The sequence below is a fragment of the Streptomyces sp. NPDC091377 genome (assembly GCF_044757045.1).
Taxonomy (GTDB): Bacteria; Actinomycetota; Actinomycetes; order Streptomycetales; family Streptomycetaceae; genus Streptomyces.
Genome location: NZ_JBIVUE010000005.1, coordinates 123,622 through 143,421 on the forward strand (window position 1 = coordinate 123,622; position 19,800 = coordinate 143,421).

The window sequence follows — 19,800 nt, forward strand, 5'->3', positions numbered from 1 at the left end:
AGCCCGCCACGGCGTGGGCAAACCCGGGGCGGCTGCCGCATCCCCGCGACGTGGACGGGTACCCGGGGGCCATGCACACCACAGCCGCTTTCACGTCCATGAACCTCGCCGAGCCGAGCGGGCTGCTCGCCCTCGGCCCGCTCGCGGTCGGCGTCGCCGTCGTGGCCGTCCTGGTGGGCGCCTTCCTGTTCGGCATCCGTCTGCGCCGCAGGGAACCGCCCCGTCCACGGCCGGAGGAGCAACCGCGACCGCCCGAGGGCGGGCCCGTCCGGGAGGTGCGGGAGAACCGCGTCCCCGACGAGGTGCCGCACGGCGACCGCCCGCTCACCCCGCACCAGCTCGGCAATCAGCAGACCCGGTCGGGCGGGTCCGGGGTGCGGCCCCGCTGGAACAAGGACCGGGGCCTGTAGGACGACGGCGGGGGCGGCCCCTCGGTCACCGCCCGGGCCGCCTTCACCATCCGGCCCGCCCGCCCTCACCGCCCTGGCCACCCGCCCTCACCGCCCGGACCGCCCGCCCTCACCGCCCTGGCCACCCGCCGTCGCCGCCCGGCCCGTGCCCACCGCCCGGTCGGCGGCCCGACTGGTTATTGCACCCGTTTGGGAGTATCCATGAGGTATGAGCGGTATGAGCAGTGCAGTGACGCAACTGGCCGCGCCCAGCGGACTGCTCAGCCTCGGCCTCTTCGGGGTCGCGGTTGTGGTCCTGGCGGTACTGGCCGGCAGCTTCTGGCTCGGCACCCGGATCAAGGACCGTCAGCCCCCGACGCCACGGCCCGAGGAACAGCCCCGCCCGCCGGAGGGCGGCCCGGTCCACGAGATCCTGGAGAACCGGGAACCCGACGAGGTGCCCAAGGTCCCGAAGGGCGGTCGCGCCCTCACCCCCTACGAGCTGTCCAACCAGCAGACCCGGTCCAGCGACTCCAAGGAGCGCTCGCGCTGGAGCCGGGGCAGCAGTGGATCCTTCGGCGGCGGGGGGCTCGGCGCCCACTGAGGCACCGCCCTGCCGGATCCGCCCACCCGGGGCCACGGCCCGTCCGTGACCGTCCCGCTCCCCCATGACTGTCCGCTTCCATGACCGTCGGTTCGCGTGACCGCCGGTTCCCGTGACCGCCCGCGAGGGCCCGCACCCTCCTGGTGCCCGTGTGTCAGACGGGCTCCCGGAGGGTGCGTGTGTGTCTCGCCGACCTCACGGGCGTCACGGGTGCCACGGCTGTCACGGCTGTCATGGCTGTCCCGGGTGTCACGTCGTCGGCTTTCCGTCGAAGCTCGCGAAGTAGGCCGCCACCATGTCCTCGTCCCCGTGACCCTGCGCCGCCGCGCGGGCGAAGCGCTCGGCGCTCGCGGCGGCCAGGTCCAGGCGGACCCCGTGCCCCTGACCCGCCTCGACGATCAGCCGGGCGTCCTTGCCCGCGGTGGTCACGGCGAACTGGGCCGGGCTGAGGCGCCCCTCCCGCACCAGCGCGGCCTTGGCCCGCAGATACCCCATGTCCAGCGGACCGCCCTCGATCAGGGCGAAGAACCGCTCCGGATCCACGCCGAGCGCCTCGGACAGGGCGAGGATCTCACCGAGCGCGCTGGTCGCGGCGATGACCCAGCTGTTGGCGACCAGTTTCAGCCGGGTCGCGGTGGCCGCCGCCGCGTCCTCGCCGGTCCACACGGTCCGGGCGCCGACCGCGTCGAACACCGGCATGACCGTGTCCCGCCCCCTGATGGGTCCGGCCGCGAGGACGGTGAGCTGACCGGTCTCGGCGGGCCGGCGGGTGCCGAGGACGGGGGCGTCGTAGAAGGTCACGCCGTACTCCCGCGCCAGCGCGGCCAGCGCCACGACGTCCTCCAGGCTCGCGGTGGTGGACTGCGCCCAGACCGTGCCCGTGCGCAGGGCGGGGACCGCCCGGCGGACCACCTCCAGGACCGAGCCGCCGTCGTAGAGCATGGTCAGTACGGCGTCGGCCTCGCGTACGGCGTCGGCGGGGGTGTCGGCGACGGTGACCCCGTCGGCGGAGAGCGCCTCGGCCTTGGCGCGGCTGCGGTTCCAGGCGCGGACAGTGTGTCCCGCGCGGGCGAGGTTGCGGGCCATGGCGGCGCCCATGATGCCGGTGCCGAGGACACCCACGGTGAGTCTGTCGGTCATGAACTCAACTTCCTGAACGAATGCTTCGTGATCGGCGGCGGTCAGTCCGGGGGCAGCAGCAGCCGGGCCGTCTCACCCGCTCCCAGTGAGAAGGCGCGGTCCGGCAGCCTGACGTCGATCGGGGCCCCGTCCGTGTGGTCGGGCACGGTGATCTCCAGCTTGCCGTGGCGCAGCCGGAACCGTACGCCCCAGTGGTTCTGGTAGCGCACGGAGAAGCCGTACGACGACAGCGCGGGCAGCGGCACCGGGTCGAGCCACAGGGCGCCGTCGCGGGTCTCCAGACCGGTCAGCCCGCGCTGGACGAGGTCGAGGGTGCCGGCCATGGCGCCCAGGTGGATGCCCTCGCCGGTGGTGCCGCCCTGGATGTCGGCGATGTCGCCGCGCAGCGCCTCCTGGACGAAGTCCCACGCCTCGGCCCGTCGGGCGCGGGCCAGCACCCAGCCGTGGACGAGGCCGCTGAGGGTGGAGCCGTGGCTGGTGCGGTGGAGGTAGTGGTCGACGGTACGGCGCCAGGTGTCCTCGTCCAGGGGCAGACCGAGGCGGTGGAAGAGGGCGTGCAGTTCGGGCGGGGAGAAGAGGTAGCCGAGCATCAGCACGTCGGCCTGTTTGGACGCCTGGTAGCGGTTGACGGTGTCGCCCTCGGCCTCCAGGATCCGGTCCAGGCGGCGGATGTCGCCGTAGCGCTCGCGGTAGCGCGGCCAGTCCAGCTCGGCGAGGTCGCCGTATCCCTCGAACTGGCTGATCACACCCTGGTGGAAGGGCACGTGCAGCTTGTGGGAGATGTCGTCCCACTGGTCGAGTTCGCTGTCGTCCAGGCCGGTGCGCTCGGCGAGTTCCCGGCGGCGGGGGTCGGGCAGGGCGCTGATCAGCTCCCCGGTCCGGGCGAGCACCCAGGCGGCGGTGACATTGGTGTACGCGTTGTCGACGAGTCCGGGTTCGGTGGCGTCCGGGTAGGCGTCGTGGTACTCGTCGGGGCCGACGACCCCGGCGATCCGGTAGCGGCCGATGCGGTCGTCGTGGCGGGCGGCGTCGGCCCAGAAGCGGGCGATCTGGAGCATGGTCTCGGCGCCCTTGGTGTGCAGGAACTCCACATCGCCGCTGGCCTGGCAGTACTGCCAGACGTTGTAGGCGACGGCCGAGCCGACATGGTGCTGGAGGTGGGAGTGGTCGGGCAGCCAGCGGCCCGAGTTGGGGTTGAGATGGAGCTGCTGGGTCTCCTCACGCCCGTCGCTGCCGCTCTGCCACGGGTACATCGCGCCGCGCCGGCCGGCGTCCCGGGCGGCGGTGCGGGCGCGTTCGAGACGGCGGTGGCGGTAGAGCAGCAGGGCCCGGGAGACCTCCGGGAAGTGCAGGTTGAGGTAGGGCAGGACGAACAGCTCGTCCCAGAAGACATGGCCGCGGTACGCCTCGCCGTGCAGTCCGCGCGCGGGGACCCCGACGTCGAGTTCGGCGGTGTGCGGGGAGAGGGTCTGGAGCACATGGAAGAGGTGCAGGCGCAGGATGCGGCCCGCCTCGCCGGGCACGTCGAGGTCGGCGCGGCGCCAGAGCTGGTCCCAGGCGGCGTGGTGGGAGGCGCGCAGTTCGTCGAAGCCGGGGGCGCGGTCGACCCGGGCGAGCGCGGCGTCCAGGGGGTCGCTGATCGCCGGGTCCCGTGAGGTGTGCAGGGCCACGACCTTGTCGACGGTGGCCTTGGCGCCGGGGGCCAGGCGCAGCCGGAACCGCTGGACGGCCCGCGAGGCGGTGTGCCGTACGGCGATCTCCCCATCCGCGTCCCCGCCTGTGCCTGTGCCTGCGTCCGTGTCCGTGTCCGTGTTGGTGCCTACGCCCTTGTCCGTGCCGGTGCCCGGGCCTGTACCCGTGCCCGTGCCCGGGCCCGTCCGCGTCGCCGTCCCCGTCTCCGTCTCCGTCGACGTCTGCGTGGTGAGCCGGGACGCCATGCCGATGCCGATGTCGGAGGTGCGGGTGCGGCAGCGCAGCCAGACGGTGCCGGGGCCGGTGTGGGTGCCGGTGTGCACCGAGGCGAGGTGACGGCCGTCGAGATCGAGGTACCGGGGGACGCCGGTGTTGCGCACCCCGCCGTCCAGCGCCACCTCCACCTCCAGCTCCACCGGGGTGGCCCCGGCCGTGAACTCGGTGCGCAGGGCGGCGAGATGCGGGTCGCCCAGGTGCACCAGCCGCTCCTGCCGTACCGTCAGCTCACCGCCGCCGGGCAGGGCGTAGCGGGTGCGGCGGGCCAGGATCCCGGCGTCCAGGTGGAGGGCCTGGCGGTGGTCGAGCACGGTGGTGTTGTCCGGGGTGAGCCAGCGCCGGCCCAGCGGGCGGAAGCGCACCGGCAGCCAGTTGGGGACGTTGACCATGTCCTCGTTCTCGACCTCGCGCCCCGCGACCTCCGAGCCGAGCCGGTTGTAGCAGCCGGCGACATAGGTGCCCGGGTAGTGGACGGCGTCGGCCGAGCACTCGGGCAGGGCGCCGCGGGTGGCGAAGCGGCCGTTGCCGAGCGCGCACAGGGACTCCCGCAGCCGCTGCTCGGCCGGGTCGTACCCGTCGTACTCCCAGATCCAGCCGCTCACCCGGGGCTCCTCACGCAGCGGGGGCGCTGCGGGCGGAGTCGATCCGGCCGACGTGGGCGACGTTCTCCCGGTCCTCGGCGTCCGAGCTGGGCTCGGCGGCGAACCAGGCGTCGAGGATCTCCTTGAGCAGGGGTCCGGAGGTCAGGCGCAGACTCAGGGCGAGCGCGTTGGCGTCGTTCCAGCGGCGGGCCCCGCCGGCCGTGGCGGCGTCCGTGCACAGCGCGGCCCGCACGCCGGGCACCTTGTTGGCGGCGATGGAGGCGCCCGTGCCGGTCCAGCAGCAGACCACGGCCTGGTCGGCGGTGCCGGCGGCCACGTCACGGGCCGCCGCTTCCGAGCACACGGCCCACTGCGGGTCGGCGCCGGGCCGCAGCGCGCCGTGGGTCAGTACCTCGTGGCCGCGCCCGCGCAGCTCCGTGACGAGCTGCCGGGCCACGGGTTCGTCCATGTCGGAGGAGACGGAGATCCTCATGCGCTGCGCTGTCCTCCCCTGGTCAAGGAGCCTCGACGGTTCCATGTCATCAATTGTGGACATCAGTGTCGTCAGACCTCAACAGCGACACGGCCTTGCCCAACGCTTCACGCTGCGCTCGGCGGGCGGGGGTGGGCGAGGATCGAGAGGGTTGGGCCGAGGTCACCACGGCCGCGTCCGGCGCCGCCGTGCGGATCAGGACCACCGTGTCCAGGTCGCCGTGTCGAGACCACCGAGCCGAGATCGCCACGGCCGCGTCCCGTACGGCCGTGCGGGCGCCTCACCGGCGACCCGGCCCCCTGCACCCCCCTGCACCCGCCGCCCCCTGCACCGGCCCATGCACCCGCCGCCCCCGGTCCCGCGACGCCCCCGCGGCGCCTCCCTGAACGCCCCCGGGACGAGCCTGGCGCACCGCCCGTCAGCAGGCCCCTGGGCCGCCCGTCAGCAGGCCATCAGGCCGCCCGCCAGCAGGCCATTACGCCGCCTGTCAGCAGGCCGTTAGGCCAACAGGGCAGGCAGTGTCAAGGGACCCTAAAATCACCGGAATTGGTCTAGCCCTTTCCTGGGCCGCCCGCCAGCGCCGGGAGGTCGGCGTGGCGAGAAGTATGCGCTATTGGTGCAGTCCAATCCCGTACGGCGCTCATTGACGTGTGTACGACAACTGGTTTCTCTGGACAGCACTGCCCCAGCACACGTGTCCGATGCCGACCGACGGCGCCTCGGACAGGTGCGCGTCTTGCGACCGTCCCGTCATCGGGCGTCGGCGCACGGACACGCGACACGGGATCCCGTTCCCGCCTCCCCACCCCAAGGAGAGCCGTGTTCACCAGACCCAGGTCCATCAGACCCTCGGCACCACCCCGGCGGCGGTTGATCGCCGCGCTCACCGCTCTCGTCCTCGCTCTGGGCGGGCTCATCGGTCTCGCCACGCCCTCCCAGGCGGCGGGCGCCCTCACCGCCTCGTTCACCAGCGCCGACAACGGCCCCTGGTGGCGGGGGACGTTCCCGGTCAGGAACAACAGCGCCGCACCGGTGTCCGGTTGGACCCTGGAGTTCGACCTCCCCGTCGGGGTCACCATCAGCCAGCACTACAACGGGACCGCGACGGTCAACGGCTCCCACGTCACCGTCACCAACGCCCACTACAACGGCACCGTCCCGGCGAACGGCAGCACCGAGCCCTACAGCTACTGGTTCGTCGCCACCGGCCCCATCACCGCGCCGACCGGCTGTCTGATCAACGGCGACAAGTGCGACGGCAGCCCCGCCGCGCCCCCGTCCGCGCCGTCCGGGGTGGCCGTGGCCGGTACCACCGCCCGGACGGTGAGCCTGACGTGGAACGCCTCCACCCGCGGTGACTTCCCCGTGGCCGGGTACGAGGTGCTGCGCGGTGACACCGTCGTGGCGGCCACCGCGACCACCTCCGCCACGGTCCGCGATCTGACCCCGGCGACCGGCTACAGCTTCACCGTCCGCGCCAAGGACTCCCGCGGCAACCTCGGTACGCCGAGCGCGCCCGTCACCGCCACCACCGTGGACCCGGCGACCGACCCCGTCCCGCCGACCGCCCCCGGCGGGCTGCGCTCCACCGCCGTCACCTCCAGCACCGTCGCCCTGGCCTGGAGCGCGTCCACCGACAACAAGGCCGTCGCCGCCTACGACGTGTACCGGGGCACCACTTTGGTCGCCACGGTCCCGGCGGCCACCCTCGCCACCACGGTCACCGGGCTGTCCCCCGCCACGACCTACGGATTCACCGTCAAGGCACGCGACACCGCCGACAACGCCTCCCCGGCGAGCAACACCCTGACGGTCACCACCCAGGAGGCCGTGGGCAACGGCCGGTACGCGACCGTCGGCTACTTCGTCCAGTGGGGCATCTACGGCCGCCAGTACTTCGTGAAGAACCTGGACACCTCCGGGGCCGCCGCCAAACTGGACGTGATCAACTACGCCTTCGGCAATATCGACCCCGTCAACCTCACCTGCCTGAACGGTGTGGTCAAGGGTGTCTCCGCCAACCCCCAGGACCCCAACGAAGGCGACGGGGCGGGTGACGCCGAGGCGGACTACGGCCGTGCCTTCTCCGCTGCCCAGTCCGTGGACGGCGTGGCCGACGACGGCTGGGGCAAGCTGCGCGGCAACTTCAACCAGCTGAAGAAGCTCAAGGCGAAGTACCCGAACCTGAAGATCGTCGTCTCGCTCGGCGGGTGGACGTTCTCCAAGTACTTCTCCGACGTCGCCGCGACCGACGCGTCCCGCAAGAAGTTCGTGAAGTCCTGTGTGGACATGTACATCAAGGGCGATCTGCCCCTGTACAACGGCGCCGGAGGCCCGGGTTCCGCCGCCGGGATCTTCGACGGGATCGACCTGGACTGGGAGTGGCCCGGCTCCCCGGACGGTCACCCCGGCAACCACTGGAGCACCGCCGACAAGGCCAACAACACCGCGCTGATCGCGGAGTTCCGCAAGCAGCTCGACGCGCTCGGCGGTGACCACAAGCTGCTCACCGCGTTCACCCCGGCCGACCCGAAGAAGATCGACGCGGGCTGGGACGTGTCGAAGATCTTCAACGACCTGGACTACGCGAACGTCCAGGGCTACGACTTCCACGGCGCGGGCAGCGACAACTCCTGGGAACCGCGTCGCACCGGCCACCAGGCCAACCTCTACGCCGACGCCCAGTCGCCCTACCCGAACGACTTCAGCATCGACAGCGCCGTGAAGGCGTACACCGACGCGGGCGTCAGCCCACGCAAACTCACCATCGGCTTCCCCTTCTACGGGCGGGGCTGGAAGGAGGTCGCCGACGGCGGGGCCGGCGGTGAGTGGCAGACCGCGAACGGCGCGGCCCCCGGCCAGTTCCCGGAGGAGGCCGGCACCCGCGGCTACCAGAACCTCATCACCAACTACCCGAGCATGACGGTCGTCCACGACCAGCAGTCGATCTCCACCTACGGCTACACCGGCAACGGCGGCACGTGGTGGTCCTTCGACGACACCTGGTCGATCGGGAAGAAGACGGAGTACATCAAGTCGAAGGGGCTGCTCGGCGGCATGGTCTGGGAGATGTCCGGTGACACCCCGACCGGCACACTGATGAACTCCCTGCACACCGGCCTCCGCTGACCCCGGTCACCCCGGCGGGCGTCCCACGGATCGCGTCTTCCCCCCGCGCGATCCGTGGGCGCCTCTCGTCGCGTACGGGGTCGGCGTGCGCGGCGTCAGGAGAGGTTCCCGGGGCCCCGGCGGTCGTCGCGGCGCCAGGTGTCGGCCGGGGGTTCCGGTCTCCGCTCGGAGAGGGCGAAGCGGAACACCCAGGTGCCGACGATGAAGAGCAGCATGGCGAGGACCAGCGCGTAGATCGGGTCGATCAGGGCGACCAGGATCACCAGGACCAGGGCGATGAGCACGGCGACGGCCGTCTTACGGATCAGGGCGAGCACGGAAGGGGCCTCTCGGTGGGCGTCATTGCCTCACTGGACGCTCATGGGGGCCGCCGGGTTGCAGGGCGGCCCTCCGGCAGCGCCCTCGGTGGGGGCGGAGGCGTACAGCCTGATCCGGTCCGTCACGGCGGCCGGTGTCCGTCCCCCACCGCTGCCTGCCCCCGCCGGGGCGGTGGTACACGGAAACGGACCCACGACGTGAGGCGGCAGTGGAACCGCTTCCCCCCGCGCTCCTCATGTCACACCGGCGCGCCCCCCACCTCCGGTTCCGCCCCGAGGTCGGCGTCCGCCCGCCGCCGTTCCTCCAGGGCCTGGAGATGGGCCTCGACGTAGGGCACGGCGGCCTTGTCCAGTTCGCCGTCGATGAAGGCCGGCTGGACGTTGACCTCGAAGACGACGCCTCCGTGTTCGACGGCCAGGTCCACGCCGGAGAAGGGGAGCCCGACGGAGGCGGTGGCCGCGATCGCGAGTTCGGTGAGGCGCGGATCGAGGGCGGCGGGGGTGAGGTGGACGGCGGTGGCGCCCTGGCTGGTGTTGCAGGGGGTGTCGGGCTCGGGCTGGAGGTGCTCGCGGGCGTGCACGACCCGGCCGTGCAGGACGAAGACCCGGAACTGGTGGCGCTGTCCGTCGGCCGTGATGTTCCCGGCGTCGCGGGAGAGCAGCCAGTCGGTGCCGCGCCGGGCGTAGAACGCGCCGACCTGCTCCAGCCGGTCGAGGTCGGTGACATGGAAGGTGTCGTGGCCGCCGGTGCCGATGACGGGCCGTGCCCAGACGTCGCCGCCGAGCTTCTGGAACGCGGCGGCGGCCTCGTCCGGGGCGGGGCGGGAGAGCACGGCGGTCTCCATGTGGGCGACGCCGTCGCGCTGGAACCGCTCGACGGTCAGGTTCTTGCGGGTGGCCGTGCGCCAGGCGTCGACACCGGTGCCCAGGGTGACCGCCCGGTGCCGGTGCAGAAGGCGCTGGAATCCGGCCATGGTGTGACGCAGGTGCGGCGGGATCTCGTAGAGCATCACGATGTCGGGCTCCACGTCGAGCCGCTGGCCGGGGACGACCAGGCGTAACCGGTCGCCGGAGCGGACACCGCGGGCGGTGCCCCCGGTGGCGAAGTGGCGGGAGTCGATACGGACCGCGGGGCGGCCGGTGAGCTGTTCCACGGCTTCCGCGAGGACGTCCCCACAGCCTTCGGGCGAGGTGGGGTCGGTGACGAGGGCGACGCACGGTTTGGACACAGCGGCCTCCAGCGGCTCTGGACGCGCCGGCGGCGCCACGCAGTTCCGCCTGCGCGGCGGCCGGGCGCTCTCCCGGGTGGTGCCTGACGCGGGCGGTCACCGGCACCTGTCGAGCGGGGCCGGACCGGTCCGTCGGCCGCGGGGCCGGGACGGGCCGGCCGATGACCGCACAGGGTGGGGCACGCCCTGCCGGGACGGTCCGGAGGGCTGTGGCGACACACTGTAGGTCGGCCGCGCCGGGGCGTGACAGGGCGCATGGGCGGAGGCTGTCTGCCCCCGTCTCTGCGCCGCCCGCCCCGCGCGTGCGCCCTGCGCGCCGCCCGCCGCGCCCTGCCGTACCGGGTGCGCTGCGCACCTCACCCGTCCCAGGTCCAGTCGGCGACCTCCGGCAGATCGGTGCCGTACTCGCGGATCCAGTCGTGGTGCCGCAGCCGGGCGTCCTCCATCCGCTGGCGTACGGCCGCCGCGCGGACGGCGAGACCGGGGACGCGGTCGATGACGTCCATGACCAGCCGGTAGCGGTCGAGGTCGTTGCGGACGACCATGTCGAAGGGGGTGGTCGTGGTGCCGAACTCCTTGTAGCCGCGCACGTGCAGATTGCCGTGGCCGCCGCGCCGGTAGGCCAGCCGGTGGATCAGCCAGGGGTAGCCGTGGTAGGCGAAGACGACCGGCTTGTCGGGGGTGAACAGGCCGTCGTACTCGAAGTCGTTCATTCCGTGCGGGTGTTCCCCGGCGGGCAGCAGCCGTGCGATGTCGACCACGTTGACGACGCGGACGGCGAGGTCGGGCAGTTCGGTGCGCAGCAGTTGGGCGGCGGCCAGCACCTCCTGGGTGGGGACGTCCCCGGCGCAGGCGAGGACGGCGTCGGGTTCGCCGTCTCCCCCGGTGCCGGCCCACTCCCAGACGCCGGCGCCGCGGGCGCAGTGGGCGCGGGCCTCGTCCATGGAGAGCCAGTCGAAGCAGGGCTGTTTCCCGGCCACGATCACATTGACGTAGTCCTTGCTGCGCAGGGCGTGGTCGGCCACGGACAGCAGGGTGTTGGCGTCCGGCGGGAAGTAGACCCGTACGACCTCGGGGCTCTTGTTGAGGATGTGGTCCACGAAGCCGGGGTCCTGGTGGGAGAAGCCGTTGTGGTCCTGGCGCCAGACATGGGAGGTGAGCAGGTAGTTGAGGGAGGCGATGGGGGCGCGCCAGGGCAGGGTGCGGGTGACGCGCAGCCATTTGATGTGCTGGTTGACCATGGAGTCGACGATGTGCACGAACGCCTCGTAGCAGGAGAACAGTCCGTGCCGGCCGGTGAGGAGGTAGCCCTCCAGCCAGCCCTGGCAGGTGTGTTCGGAGAGGATCTCCATGACCCGGCCGTGCCGGTCGAGGTCCTCGTCCACGTCGAGGCGGTTCGCCTGCCATGCCTTGCCGCTGGCGGAGTAGACGGCGTCGAGCCGGTTGGAGGCGGTCTCGTCGGGGCCGACCAGCCGGAAGTCGCGGCGCCCGAGGGTGGCGCGCATGACGTTCTCCAGCATGTTGCCGAGGATCTTGGTGGGTTCGTGCAGGGTGGCGCCGGGTTTGTCGACCTCGACGGCGTAGGTTTCCAGCGGGGGCAGGGGCAGTGCGCGCAGCAGCAGTCCGCCGTTGGCGTGCGGGGTGGCGCCGAGGCGTCGGGGGCCCTCGGGGACGCAGGCGAGGACGTCGGCGACGGGCCGGCCGTCGGTGCCGAAGAGTTCTTCGGGGCGGTAGGAGCGCAGCCACTGTTCCAGTTGGCGGCGGTGGGCGGCGTTGTCGCGGACGCCGGAGAGCGGGACCTGGTGGGAGCGCCAGGTGTTCTCCACGGGCGCCCCGTCCACCTCGGCGGGGCCGGTCCAGCCCTTCGGGGTGCGCAGCACGATCATCGGCCAGCGGGGCCGCTCGGTGGCGCCGTCCTCGCGGGCGGCGCGCTGGATCTCCGCGATCCGGTCCAGGGCGGTGTCCAGGGCGGCGGCGAGCGCGCGGTGCACGGCGGCCGGGTCGTCGCCGGAGACATGGAGCGGGGCGTGGCCGTAGCCGCGCAGGAGTTCGTCCAGCTCGGGCTGGTCGATCCGGGCGAGGACGGCGGGGTTGGCGATCTTGTAGCCGTTGAGATGCAGGATCGGCAGGACGGCCCCGTCGTGCACGGGGTCGAGGAACTTGTTGGAGTGCCAGGAGGTGGCGAGCGGTCCGGTCTCGGCCTCGCCGTCCCCGACGACGCAGGCGACCAGCAGGTCCGGGTTGTCGAAGGCGGCGCCGTAGGCGTGGGAGAGGGAGTAGCCCAGTTCGCCGCCCTCGTGGATGGAGCCGGGCGTCTCGGGGGCGACATGGCTGGGCACTCCGCCGGGGAAGGAGAACTGCTTGAACAGCCGGGCCATGCCGTCGACGTCCCGGGTGATGTCCGGGTAGATCTGGGTGTACGAGCCCTCCAGCCAGGAGTTGGCGACCACCGCGGGCCCGCCGTGGCCGGGGCCCCATACGCACAGGGCGTCCAGGTCGCGGGTCCGGATCACCCGGTTGAGGTGGGTGTACACCAGGTTGAGGCCGGGTGAGGTGCCCCAGTGGCCGAGCAGGCGGGGTTTGATGTGCTCGGGGCGCAGCGGTTCGGTGAGCAGCGGGTTGGCCATGAGGTAGATCTGGCCGACGGACAGGTAGTTCGCCGCGCGCCAGTGCGCGTCGAGCCGCCTCACCTCGTCCTTCGTGAGCTGCGTCGGGGGCTGCTGGGGGGCTGCGGACATCGCGGTTCCCTTCCGGTTCGGGGCGGTCAGGCCGGGTGTGATCCGTCTTCCCCACCTTGGCCCGGATCCGACGAGTCCGCGCGCCGCTTCGCCGTCCTGTCCGAAAGCCAGGGGCACCCCTCCGGGGTTCACCGTGTTCATGCCATTGACAAACGGGGGCCTGGCCAGAAATCTGTCAGCCACAGCCCGCAAAGTTTTGATGAGTTAACGCAAGAACACAACTCCTCTCCGGTAATCACGGACATCGGCACAGTGCGCCCCTTACCCCGTCGTCCCCCGCCATGGAACGAGGACGCCATGAGACGGACCATGAGACGGACGAGTCTCGAAAGACCGTGCCTGCGGACGATCACCGGCCTGATCCTGGCCGCGCTGATCGCCTTCGGGCTGTCCCCCACGACGGCCACCGCCGCGCCCGCGGCCGTCGGTCCCGATCTCGCCCTGGGCAGGCCCGCCACCGCGAGCGGCTCCCACGGCGACTATCCGGCCGCACGGGTCACCGACGGCAGTCAGCAGACCTACTGGGAGGGCCCCGCCGGCTCCTTCCCGCAGTGGGTCCGGGTCGATCTGGGCAGCGCGGTCGAGATCGACCGGGTCGTGCTGAAACTGCCCACATCCTGGGAGGCCAGGAACCAGACCCTCGCCGTCGAGGGCAGCACCGACGGTACGGCCTTCAGCACCCTGTCGGGCTCCTCCGCCCGCCGCTTCGACCCGGCCGCCGCCAACACCGTCACCGTGGACCTCACCGCCCGCACGGTGCGCCACGTCCGCGTCCAGGTCACCGCCAACTCCGGCTGGAACGCCGCCCAGCTCTCCGGGCTGGAGGTCCACGGCACCGACCCCGACCCGGGCGAGCCGCCGGCCACCGGCACCGACCTGGCCCGCGGCAAGCCCATCACGGCCTCCACCACCACCCAGTCCTTCGTGGCGACGAACGCCAACGACGGCAAGGTGGGCACCTACTGGGAGTCCGGCGGCCACCCGGCGACCCTCACCGTCGAACTCGGCGCCGACGCCGATCTCACCGGGGTCAACATCAAGCTCGACCCCGACCCCGTGTGGGCGGCCCGCACCCAGAGCATCGAGGTGCTGGCCCGGGCCCAGGGCGCGTCGGCCTTCACCTCGATCAAGGCCCGGGCCGACCACACCTTCAGCCCCGGCGCCAACGCCAACACCGTCTCCCTCCCGCTCAGCGGGCGCTACGCCGACGTCCGGCTCCGCTTCACCCACAACTCCAGCGGCTACGGCGCCCAGGTCGCCGAGCTGGAGGTCGTCGGCACCGCCGCGCCCCACCCCGACCTGGTGGTCAACGAGCTGACCTGGAGCCCCGCCTCGCCCACCGAGTCGGACACCGTCACGGCCCGGGTGACCGTACGCAACGCGGGCACGGCCGCGTCCCCGGCCTCCACGGTGGACGTCAGCCTGGAGGGCACGGTCGCGGGCAGCGCCCCGGTCCCCGCGCTGACGGCGGGCGCCTCGGCGGTCGTCCCGGTGACCGTCGGCAAGCGGGCGACGGGCAGCTACGCCGTCTCCGCCGTGGTCGACCCGACCGACACGGTGCCCGAGCTGGACAACACCAACAACAGCCGTACGGCGGCGAGCAGACTGACCGTCGCCCAGAGCCCGGGCCCGGACCTGGAGGTGCGTGCCATCGCCACCAGTCCGGCCAGTCCCGCCGTGGGGGCCGCGGTCTCCTTCACCGTGTCCGTGCACAACCGCGGCACCAGCGCCGTACCGGCGGGCTCGGTCACCCGGCTGACCGTCGGCCCGACCACCCTCAACGGCACCACGGGCTCCGTCGCCGCCGGGGCCACCGCCCAGGTCGCCGTCAGCGGCACCTGGACCGCGACCGGCGGCGGCGCCGTGCTCACCGCGACCGCCGACGCCACGAACACCGTCGCCGAGACGAACGAGAACAACAACGTCTTCACCCGCTCGATCGTCGTCGGCCGGGGCGCGGCGGTCCCCTACATCGAGTACGAGGCGGAGGACGGCACCCACAACGGCACCCTGCTGACCGCCGACCAGAAGCGGACCTTCGGGCACACCAACTTCGCCACCGAGTCCTCGGGCCGTCAGTCGGTACGGCTCGACTCGACCGGCCAGTATGTGGAGTTCATCTCCACCAGCGCCGCCAACTCCGTCGTCGTCCGCAACTCCGTTCCGGACGCGGCGGGCGGCGGCGGCACCGAGGCGACACTGAGCCTGTACGCGAACGGCACCTTCGTGCGCAAGCTCAACCTCTCCTCCAAGCACAGCTGGCTCTACGGCAACACCGACGCGCCCGAGGGGCTGACCAACAGCCCGCAGCCGGACGCGCGCCGGCTCTTCGACGAGTCGAACGCGCTGCTGTCGCAGAGCTATCCGGCGGGCACCAGGTTCCGGCTCCAGCGCGACGCCGGGGACACCGCCGCGTTCTACGTCATCGACCTGATCGACCTGGAGCAGGTGGCACCGCCCGCTCCGCAGCCCGCGGGCTGTGTGTCGATCACCCAGTACGGGGCCGTGCCCAACGACGGTCTGGACGACACGGATGCCATCCAGCGGGCGGTGACCGCCGACCAGAACGGGCAGATCGGCTGTGTGTGGATCCCGGCGGGCCAGTGGCGTCAGGAGCAGAAGATCCTGACCGACGACCCGCAGAACCGCGGCGAGTACAACCAGGTCGGCATCCGGGACGTCACCCTGCGCGGCGCGGGCATGTGGCACTCCCAGCTGTACACCCTCACCCCGCCCCACCAGGCGGGCGGCATCAACCATCCGCACGAGGGCAACTTCGGCTTCGACATCGACGGCAACACCAGGATCTCGGACATCGCGATCTTCGGCTCCGGCACCATCCGGGGCGGCGAGGGAGGCGCCGAGGGCGGTGTCGGCCTCAACGGCCGTTTCGGCGAGGACACGAAGATCAGCAATGTGTGGATCGAGCACGCCAACGTCGGGGTGTGGGTCGGCCGGGACTACAGCAACATCCCGGAGCTGTGGGGTCCGGGCGACGGTCTGGAGTTCACCGGGATGCGGATCCGCAACACCTACGCGGACGGCATCAACTTCACCAACGGGACCCGCAACTCGACGGTCGAGAACTCGTCCTTCCGCAACACCGGGGACGACGCGCTCGCCGTGTGGGCCAACAAGTACGTGAAGGACCAGTCCGTCGACATCGGTCACTCCAACGCCTTCCGCAACAACACGATCCAGCTGCCCTGGCGGGCCAACGGGATCGCGGTCTACGGCGGGTACGACAACACCGTCGAGAGCAACCTGATCCACGACACCATGAACTACCCGGGCATCATGCTGGCGACCGACCACGATCCGCTGCCCTTCTCCGGGCGGACGCTCATCGCCGACAACGGCCTGTACCGCACCGGGGGCGCCTTCTGGGGCGAGGCCCAGGAGTTCGGGGCGATCACTCTGTTCGCGCAGGGGCAGAGCATCCCGGGGGTGGTGATCCGGGACACCGAGATCCATGACTCGACGTACGACGGGATCCAGTTCAAGACCGGCGGCGGCACGGTGACGGCCCAGATCAGCGACGTCACCATCGCCAAGTCCAACAACGGGGCCGGGATCCTCGCGATGGGCGGCGCCCGGGGCAGCGCGACCCTGTCGGACGTGACGATCAGCGGCTCGGCCAAGGGCGACATCGTGGTCGAGCCGGGCTCGCAGTTCGTCATCGACCGGTAGCGGGGGCGGCCCCCGCGCCACGGGTGGCCCGCCCCTCGTCCTCACGAGGGGCGGGCCATCCGGCCGGGTCACTTCGCCGCGGACGCGGTGGTGCCGCGGGCGCGGGCCCGGCGGTGGACGAACCAGCCGGTCGCGGTCAGCAGCACCGCCAGCGCGCCGGCCGTCGCGACGGTCGCCCCGGTGGAGGCGAGGCTGCCGCTGCCGCCCGCGGTGGTCGTCCCGGTGCCGCCCGAGGTGCCCCCGCTGCCGCCGGACGAGCCGGAGGCGCCGCCCGCTCCCCCGTCACCGCCGCCGCTGCCGGACCCGCCGCCGGAACCTCCGCCGGTGCCCCCGCCGGTGCCGCCGCCCGTGTCACCGTCCGGGTCGGTGTCCACCGGGTCCTGGCCGGTGAAGGCCACCGGCACCTTGACGTCCTGGGTGCGGTCGCCGGACAGGGTGTGGTCGGCGCGGGTCGCGAGCACACAGGTCACCTTGAAGCAGTCGGTGAACTCGTCCTTCGCGTCGACGGTCAGCTCGACCTCGAACGTGCCGCCGTCGCCGTACGGGATCGCCAGGTCCTCGCCGTAGTCCGGCGGGTTGGAGGAGATCCAGGCCGAGGAGTGCGAACCGCCGGTCATGTCGACGCCGCCGATGCAGGGGCTGGGCAGTTCACCGGGGCCGTTGTCGACGCAGAGGGCCGCGTAGACGCCCTTGTCGACGTCGTAGCCGGAGCCGGTGACGGTCAGGCGCTGGTCCTCGGTGGCCAGGTGGTTGACCGGGGTGACGGTGAGCCGCTGTCCCTCGGAGCCGGTCCCGGTGCGGGTGCCGGAGGGCTTGTCCTCACCGTCGCCTCCGTCGCCGCCGGTGTCGCCGCCGTCCGGCTCCTTCACCGTGAGGGTGACGGGGGAGGTACGGGTGGTGCCGGCCGGGTTGGTGAACTCCGCCCGGTAGCGGTAGCCGTCGTGGGACGCCCTGGCCGTGAAGCGGTAGGCGTTGGCCGTCGCGCCCTCGACCGCCGACCAGGTCTGGCCGCCGTCGGGGCTGACCTGCCAGCGGACGGTCGGGGCGGGGGTGCCCTCGGCCGCCGCCACCAGAGTCACCCCGGCCCCGGTGTCGACGGTCTGGTCCGTCGGCGACTGGGTGATCCTCGGCGACATCCGGCGCTCCAGCCGGAGCACCTCGCTCTCCGCCTGATGGGTGAGGAAGACGGTGCCCGCGCCCGGGGTGACCACGATCCCCGCGAAGGCGCCGGCGCGGCTGCCCGGAAGGGCGAGCGGGGCGGCGGCCTCGGTGAAGTCGGCGCTGTCGTGGACCTCCAGGGAGCCCACGTTGTCGGCGCCGTCCTCCTGGCTGCCGTAGTCCTCGCGCAGCACGAACGCCTCGCCGGTGGCCCGGTCGAAGGCGGCGGCGGTCGGCCGGTCCTCGCCGGTGAGCTTCGTCAACGGCTTGGCGTCCTTGTCGAACACGAGGACGTCGTAGCCGCTGCCGACCCAGACGTTGCCGGTCTCCGGGTCCACGGAGACGAAGGAGACGAGGTCGGAGGTGAGGTCGGCGGAGCCGGTGACCTCAAGGGTGCGGGTGTCCACCCGGCGCAGCTTCTTCGTCGCGTGGTCGGCGGCCCACAGGGTGCCGCGGGCGGTGTCGGCGCCGAGTTCCCCGACCCCGTCGAGGGTGGCCGTGCGCCGGACCGTGCCGGTGGCGGTCTCGACCTCGGAGAGCGCCGTGCCCTGCGCGAGGAACACGGTGGCGGCCCCGGTGCCGGGCGCGGCCCCGGTGATGGAGGCGCCGGGCGGCCAGACGCCCCGGGCGGCGCTGTCGCCGTCCTTGGCGGTGCCGATGCCGCGCACCGGGTACTGGAAGACGACCCCGTCCCCGGCCAGCGGTCCCACGATCCGCTGGACGGTGCGCGGGGCGAGCGCGCCGGTCGAGCCGGGCGCCTGGGCGACATGGCCGAGGACCCGGCCGTCCTTCGGGTCGAGGACGTAGAGCCCGGCCTCGTTGACGTCGGCGGTGTCCGGGATGTTGCCGGAACCGACGTACAGCTTCCCGGAGTCGGGGTGCAGGAGGAGGTCGTTGGGCTGGCCGGCGGTGCCGTACCCGGCGGTCTTCACATAGCTGACGGTGCCGGCGGGCACGTCCACCCCGTCGCCGGGGCCGCCGGGACCGCCGGGGTCCTGGCCCTCGAAGGCGACGGGGACCCGGACGTCCTGGGAGCGGTCACCGGCGGCGCGGTGGTCGACCCGGGTGATCACCGAGCAGGAGACCCGGGTGCAGTCGAGGCCGCCGTCCTTCGCCTTGACGGCGAGGCGGACGTCGAAGGTGCCGCCCTCGCCGAAGGTCTCCGTCAGGTCGCCCTCGTTGGGGTCGCCGGGCGGGACGATCCACTTGGAGGAGCCGGACCCGCCGGTCTGGTCGGCGCCGCCGAGACAGGGGGTGGGGATGCGGTTGTCGCCGTTGTCCTTGCACAGGGCGACGTAGAGGCCCTTGGTGGCGTCGTAGCCCTCGCCGGTGACGCGGAGGATCTCGCCGTCCGGGTCCAGGTCGGCGGAGGCGGAGACGGTGAGTTTCTGGCCGTCCTTGCCGAGCCCGGTCCTCGGGGTGTCGGCGGCCTGCGCGGGCGGTCCGGCGGTGAGCGCGGTGGCCCCCGCGGCGATCAGGGCGGCGGAGCCGAGGAGCGCGGCGGGGCGTCTGAGGCGGGGCCTGCCGGTGGTGGTGCCGCTGTGGTCTGTCATGAGGGGTTCCTCGTGGGTGGGGTGGGTCCGGCTGCAGTGCCTCGGCGGGCGGGGACGCGCGGGGCCGGGCACCCGCGGCGAACCGCTGGGTGCCCGGCCGGGTGGCCCTAGGAGAAGGTGATCGGGACGTGTACGTCGTACTTGCGGTCGTTGGTGTCGAAGTGGTCGGCTCGGGTGACCACCGCGCACGTGACGTCCTCGCCGCAGACGCTGCCGTCGGCCAGGGTGGCCTTCACGAAGATGCTGGCGGTGAAGGTGCCGCCGGTGCCGAACCTGGAGCTGTTCGGGAGGGTCCCGCCGAGGGTGTTGTTGACCCAGTGCGAGGCGCCGGTCGTGCCGGTCTGGTCCTGGCCGCCCAGACACGGGGACGGCTTGTTGGCACCCTGGGCGCCGTTGACCACGCACAGGCCGACGTAGACGCCCTGTCCGGGGTTGTAGCCCGAGCCGGTGACCGTGATCACCTGACCTGCCGCGGCGGCCGTGTTGGGCGCGGTGAGCGACAGGTTGTACGTCGTACCGCCGTCGGTGACGGTGCGGGTCGAGGTGGCTGCGGAGGCCGAGCCCGCGAGTCCGAGGGTGAGCGCGACGGAGGCGGCGACGGCGAGTCCGGCGCGGGCGGCGGTACGGGCGGAAACGGCTCTCATTCGGGAAATCCCTCTCTTGGATGCGACCCCAACTAAGGTAAGGCAAACCTAAATACGATCCGTGTGGCTGTGTCAATGGGCTCCAGGAAATCCCAACTGCCTTGTTCGTCACGGAACTTGACCTGTGCCACAGCCCGTCCGGAGGCACACCGAGGAGCGGACCCTGA

General features: G+C 72.4%; 12 protein-coding genes. 4 read left to right on the top strand and 8 right to left on the bottom strand.

All coding sequences use genetic code 11. The features are described from left to right. Positions 1-71 precede the first annotated feature (71 nt). A complete protein-coding gene (locus ACIQNG_RS13040) occupies positions 72-410 on the top strand; it encodes a DUF6479 family protein (protein WP_401435292.1) in 339 nt (112 codons plus the stop codon). 217 nt (positions 411-627) lie between these two features. Next, on the top strand, positions 628-993 hold the full coding sequence (locus ACIQNG_RS13045; protein ID WP_401435290.1) for a DUF6479 family protein: 366 nt from the start codon (positions 628-630) through the stop codon (positions 991-993). Positions 994-1,242: 249 nt separating this feature from the next. Here the strand turns inward: ACIQNG_RS13045 and ACIQNG_RS13050 are convergent, their stop codons facing one another. From ACIQNG_RS13050 to ACIQNG_RS13060, 3 genes are read right to left on the bottom strand one after another with little or no spacing between them, the layout of a single operon-like run. Continuing rightward, complete coding sequence (locus ACIQNG_RS13050; RefSeq protein WP_401484599.1) at positions 1,243-2,133, bottom strand: NAD(P)-dependent oxidoreductase; 891 nt, start codon at positions 2,131-2,133, stop codon at positions 1,243-1,245. A 41-nt stretch (positions 2,134-2,174) separates the two neighbouring features. Next, a complete protein-coding gene (locus ACIQNG_RS13055) occupies positions 2,175-4,703 on the bottom strand; it encodes a glycoside hydrolase family 65 protein (RefSeq protein ID WP_401484601.1) in 2,529 nt (842 codons plus the stop codon). Positions 4,704-4,713: 10 nt separating this feature from the next. Beyond that, the gene (locus ACIQNG_RS13060) at positions 4,714-5,175 is read right to left on the bottom strand and encodes an RpiB/LacA/LacB family sugar-phosphate isomerase (protein ID WP_401484603.1); all 462 of its coding nucleotides are present in this window, start codon (positions 5,173-5,175) and stop codon (positions 4,714-4,716) included. A gap of 819 nt (positions 5,176-5,994) precedes the next feature. Between ACIQNG_RS13060 and ACIQNG_RS13065 the strand changes: the two genes are divergently transcribed. Further along, complete coding sequence (locus ACIQNG_RS13065) at positions 5,995-8,304, top strand: glycosyl hydrolase family 18 protein (protein ID WP_401484605.1); 2,310 nt, start codon at positions 5,995-5,997, stop codon at positions 8,302-8,304. A gap of 95 nt (positions 8,305-8,399) precedes the next feature. On the opposite strand, the gene ACIQNG_RS13070 is transcribed toward ACIQNG_RS13065, so the two are convergent. The 3 genes from ACIQNG_RS13070 to ACIQNG_RS13080 form a co-directional block, all read right to left on the bottom strand. Continuing rightward, on the bottom strand, positions 8,400-8,621 hold the full coding sequence (locus ACIQNG_RS13070) for a hypothetical protein (RefSeq protein ID WP_401435278.1): 222 nt from the start codon (positions 8,619-8,621) through the stop codon (positions 8,400-8,402). A 239-nt stretch (positions 8,622-8,860) separates the two neighbouring features. After that, the gene (locus tag ACIQNG_RS13075; protein ID WP_401484607.1) at positions 8,861-9,850 is read right to left on the bottom strand and encodes a RimK family alpha-L-glutamate ligase; all 990 of its coding nucleotides are present in this window, start codon (positions 9,848-9,850) and stop codon (positions 8,861-8,863) included. Positions 9,851-10,206: 356 nt separating this feature from the next. Then, entirely contained in the window at positions 10,207-12,588 is a 2,382-nt protein-coding gene (locus ACIQNG_RS13080) for a phosphoketolase (protein ID WP_401484609.1), read from the bottom strand. 309 nt (positions 12,589-12,897) lie between these two features. On the opposite strand from ACIQNG_RS13080, the gene ACIQNG_RS13085 reads away from it, so the two are divergent. Next, entirely contained in the window at positions 12,898-16,278 is a 3,381-nt protein-coding gene (locus tag ACIQNG_RS13085; RefSeq protein ID WP_401484611.1) for a CARDB domain-containing protein, read from the top strand. Positions 16,279-16,346: 68 nt separating this feature from the next. Here ACIQNG_RS13085 and ACIQNG_RS13090 read toward each other — a convergent pair whose 3' ends face one another. Together ACIQNG_RS13090 and ACIQNG_RS13095 are read right to left on the bottom strand one after the other, a co-directional pair. Further along, positions 16,347-18,989, bottom strand: a complete 2,643-nt coding sequence (locus ACIQNG_RS13090; RefSeq protein ID WP_401484613.1) for an immunoglobulin I-set domain protein — start codon at positions 18,987-18,989, stop codon at positions 16,347-16,349. A gap of 107 nt (positions 18,990-19,096) precedes the next feature. Further along, positions 19,097-19,633 (bottom strand): hypothetical protein, encoded by a 537-nt coding sequence (locus tag ACIQNG_RS13095; RefSeq protein ID WP_401484615.1) that lies wholly within the window; start codon positions 19,631-19,633, stop codon positions 19,097-19,099. Positions 19,634-19,800: the final 167 nt, after the last annotated feature.

Excerpts from the sequence above, each read along its gene's own strand:
- ACIQNG_RS13040 (WP_401435292.1), top strand. The coding sequence starts at position 72 with ATGCACACCACAGCCGCTTTCACGTCCATGAACCTCGCCGAGCCGAGC.
- ACIQNG_RS13095 (WP_401484615.1), bottom strand. The coding sequence starts at position 19,633 with ATGAGAGCCGTTTCCGCCCGTACCGCCGCCCGCGCCGGACTCGCCGTC.
- ACIQNG_RS13045 (WP_401435290.1), top strand. The coding sequence starts at position 628 with ATGAGCAGTGCAGTGACGCAACTGGCCGCGCCCAGCGGACTGCTCAGC.
- ACIQNG_RS13090 (WP_401484613.1), bottom strand. The coding sequence starts at position 18,989 with ATGACAGACCACAGCGGCACCACCACCGGCAGGCCCCGCCTCAGACGC.
- ACIQNG_RS13085 (WP_401484611.1), top strand. The coding sequence starts at position 12,898 with ATGAGACGGACGAGTCTCGAAAGACCGTGCCTGCGGACGATCACCGGC.
- ACIQNG_RS13060 (WP_401484603.1), bottom strand. The coding sequence starts at position 5,175 with ATGAGGATCTCCGTCTCCTCCGACATGGACGAACCCGTGGCCCGGCAG.
- ACIQNG_RS13050 (WP_401484599.1), bottom strand. The coding sequence starts at position 2,133 with ATGACCGACAGACTCACCGTGGGTGTCCTCGGCACCGGCATCATGGGC.
- ACIQNG_RS13080 (WP_401484609.1), bottom strand. The coding sequence starts at position 12,588 with ATGTCCGCAGCCCCCCAGCAGCCCCCGACGCAGCTCACGAAGGACGAG.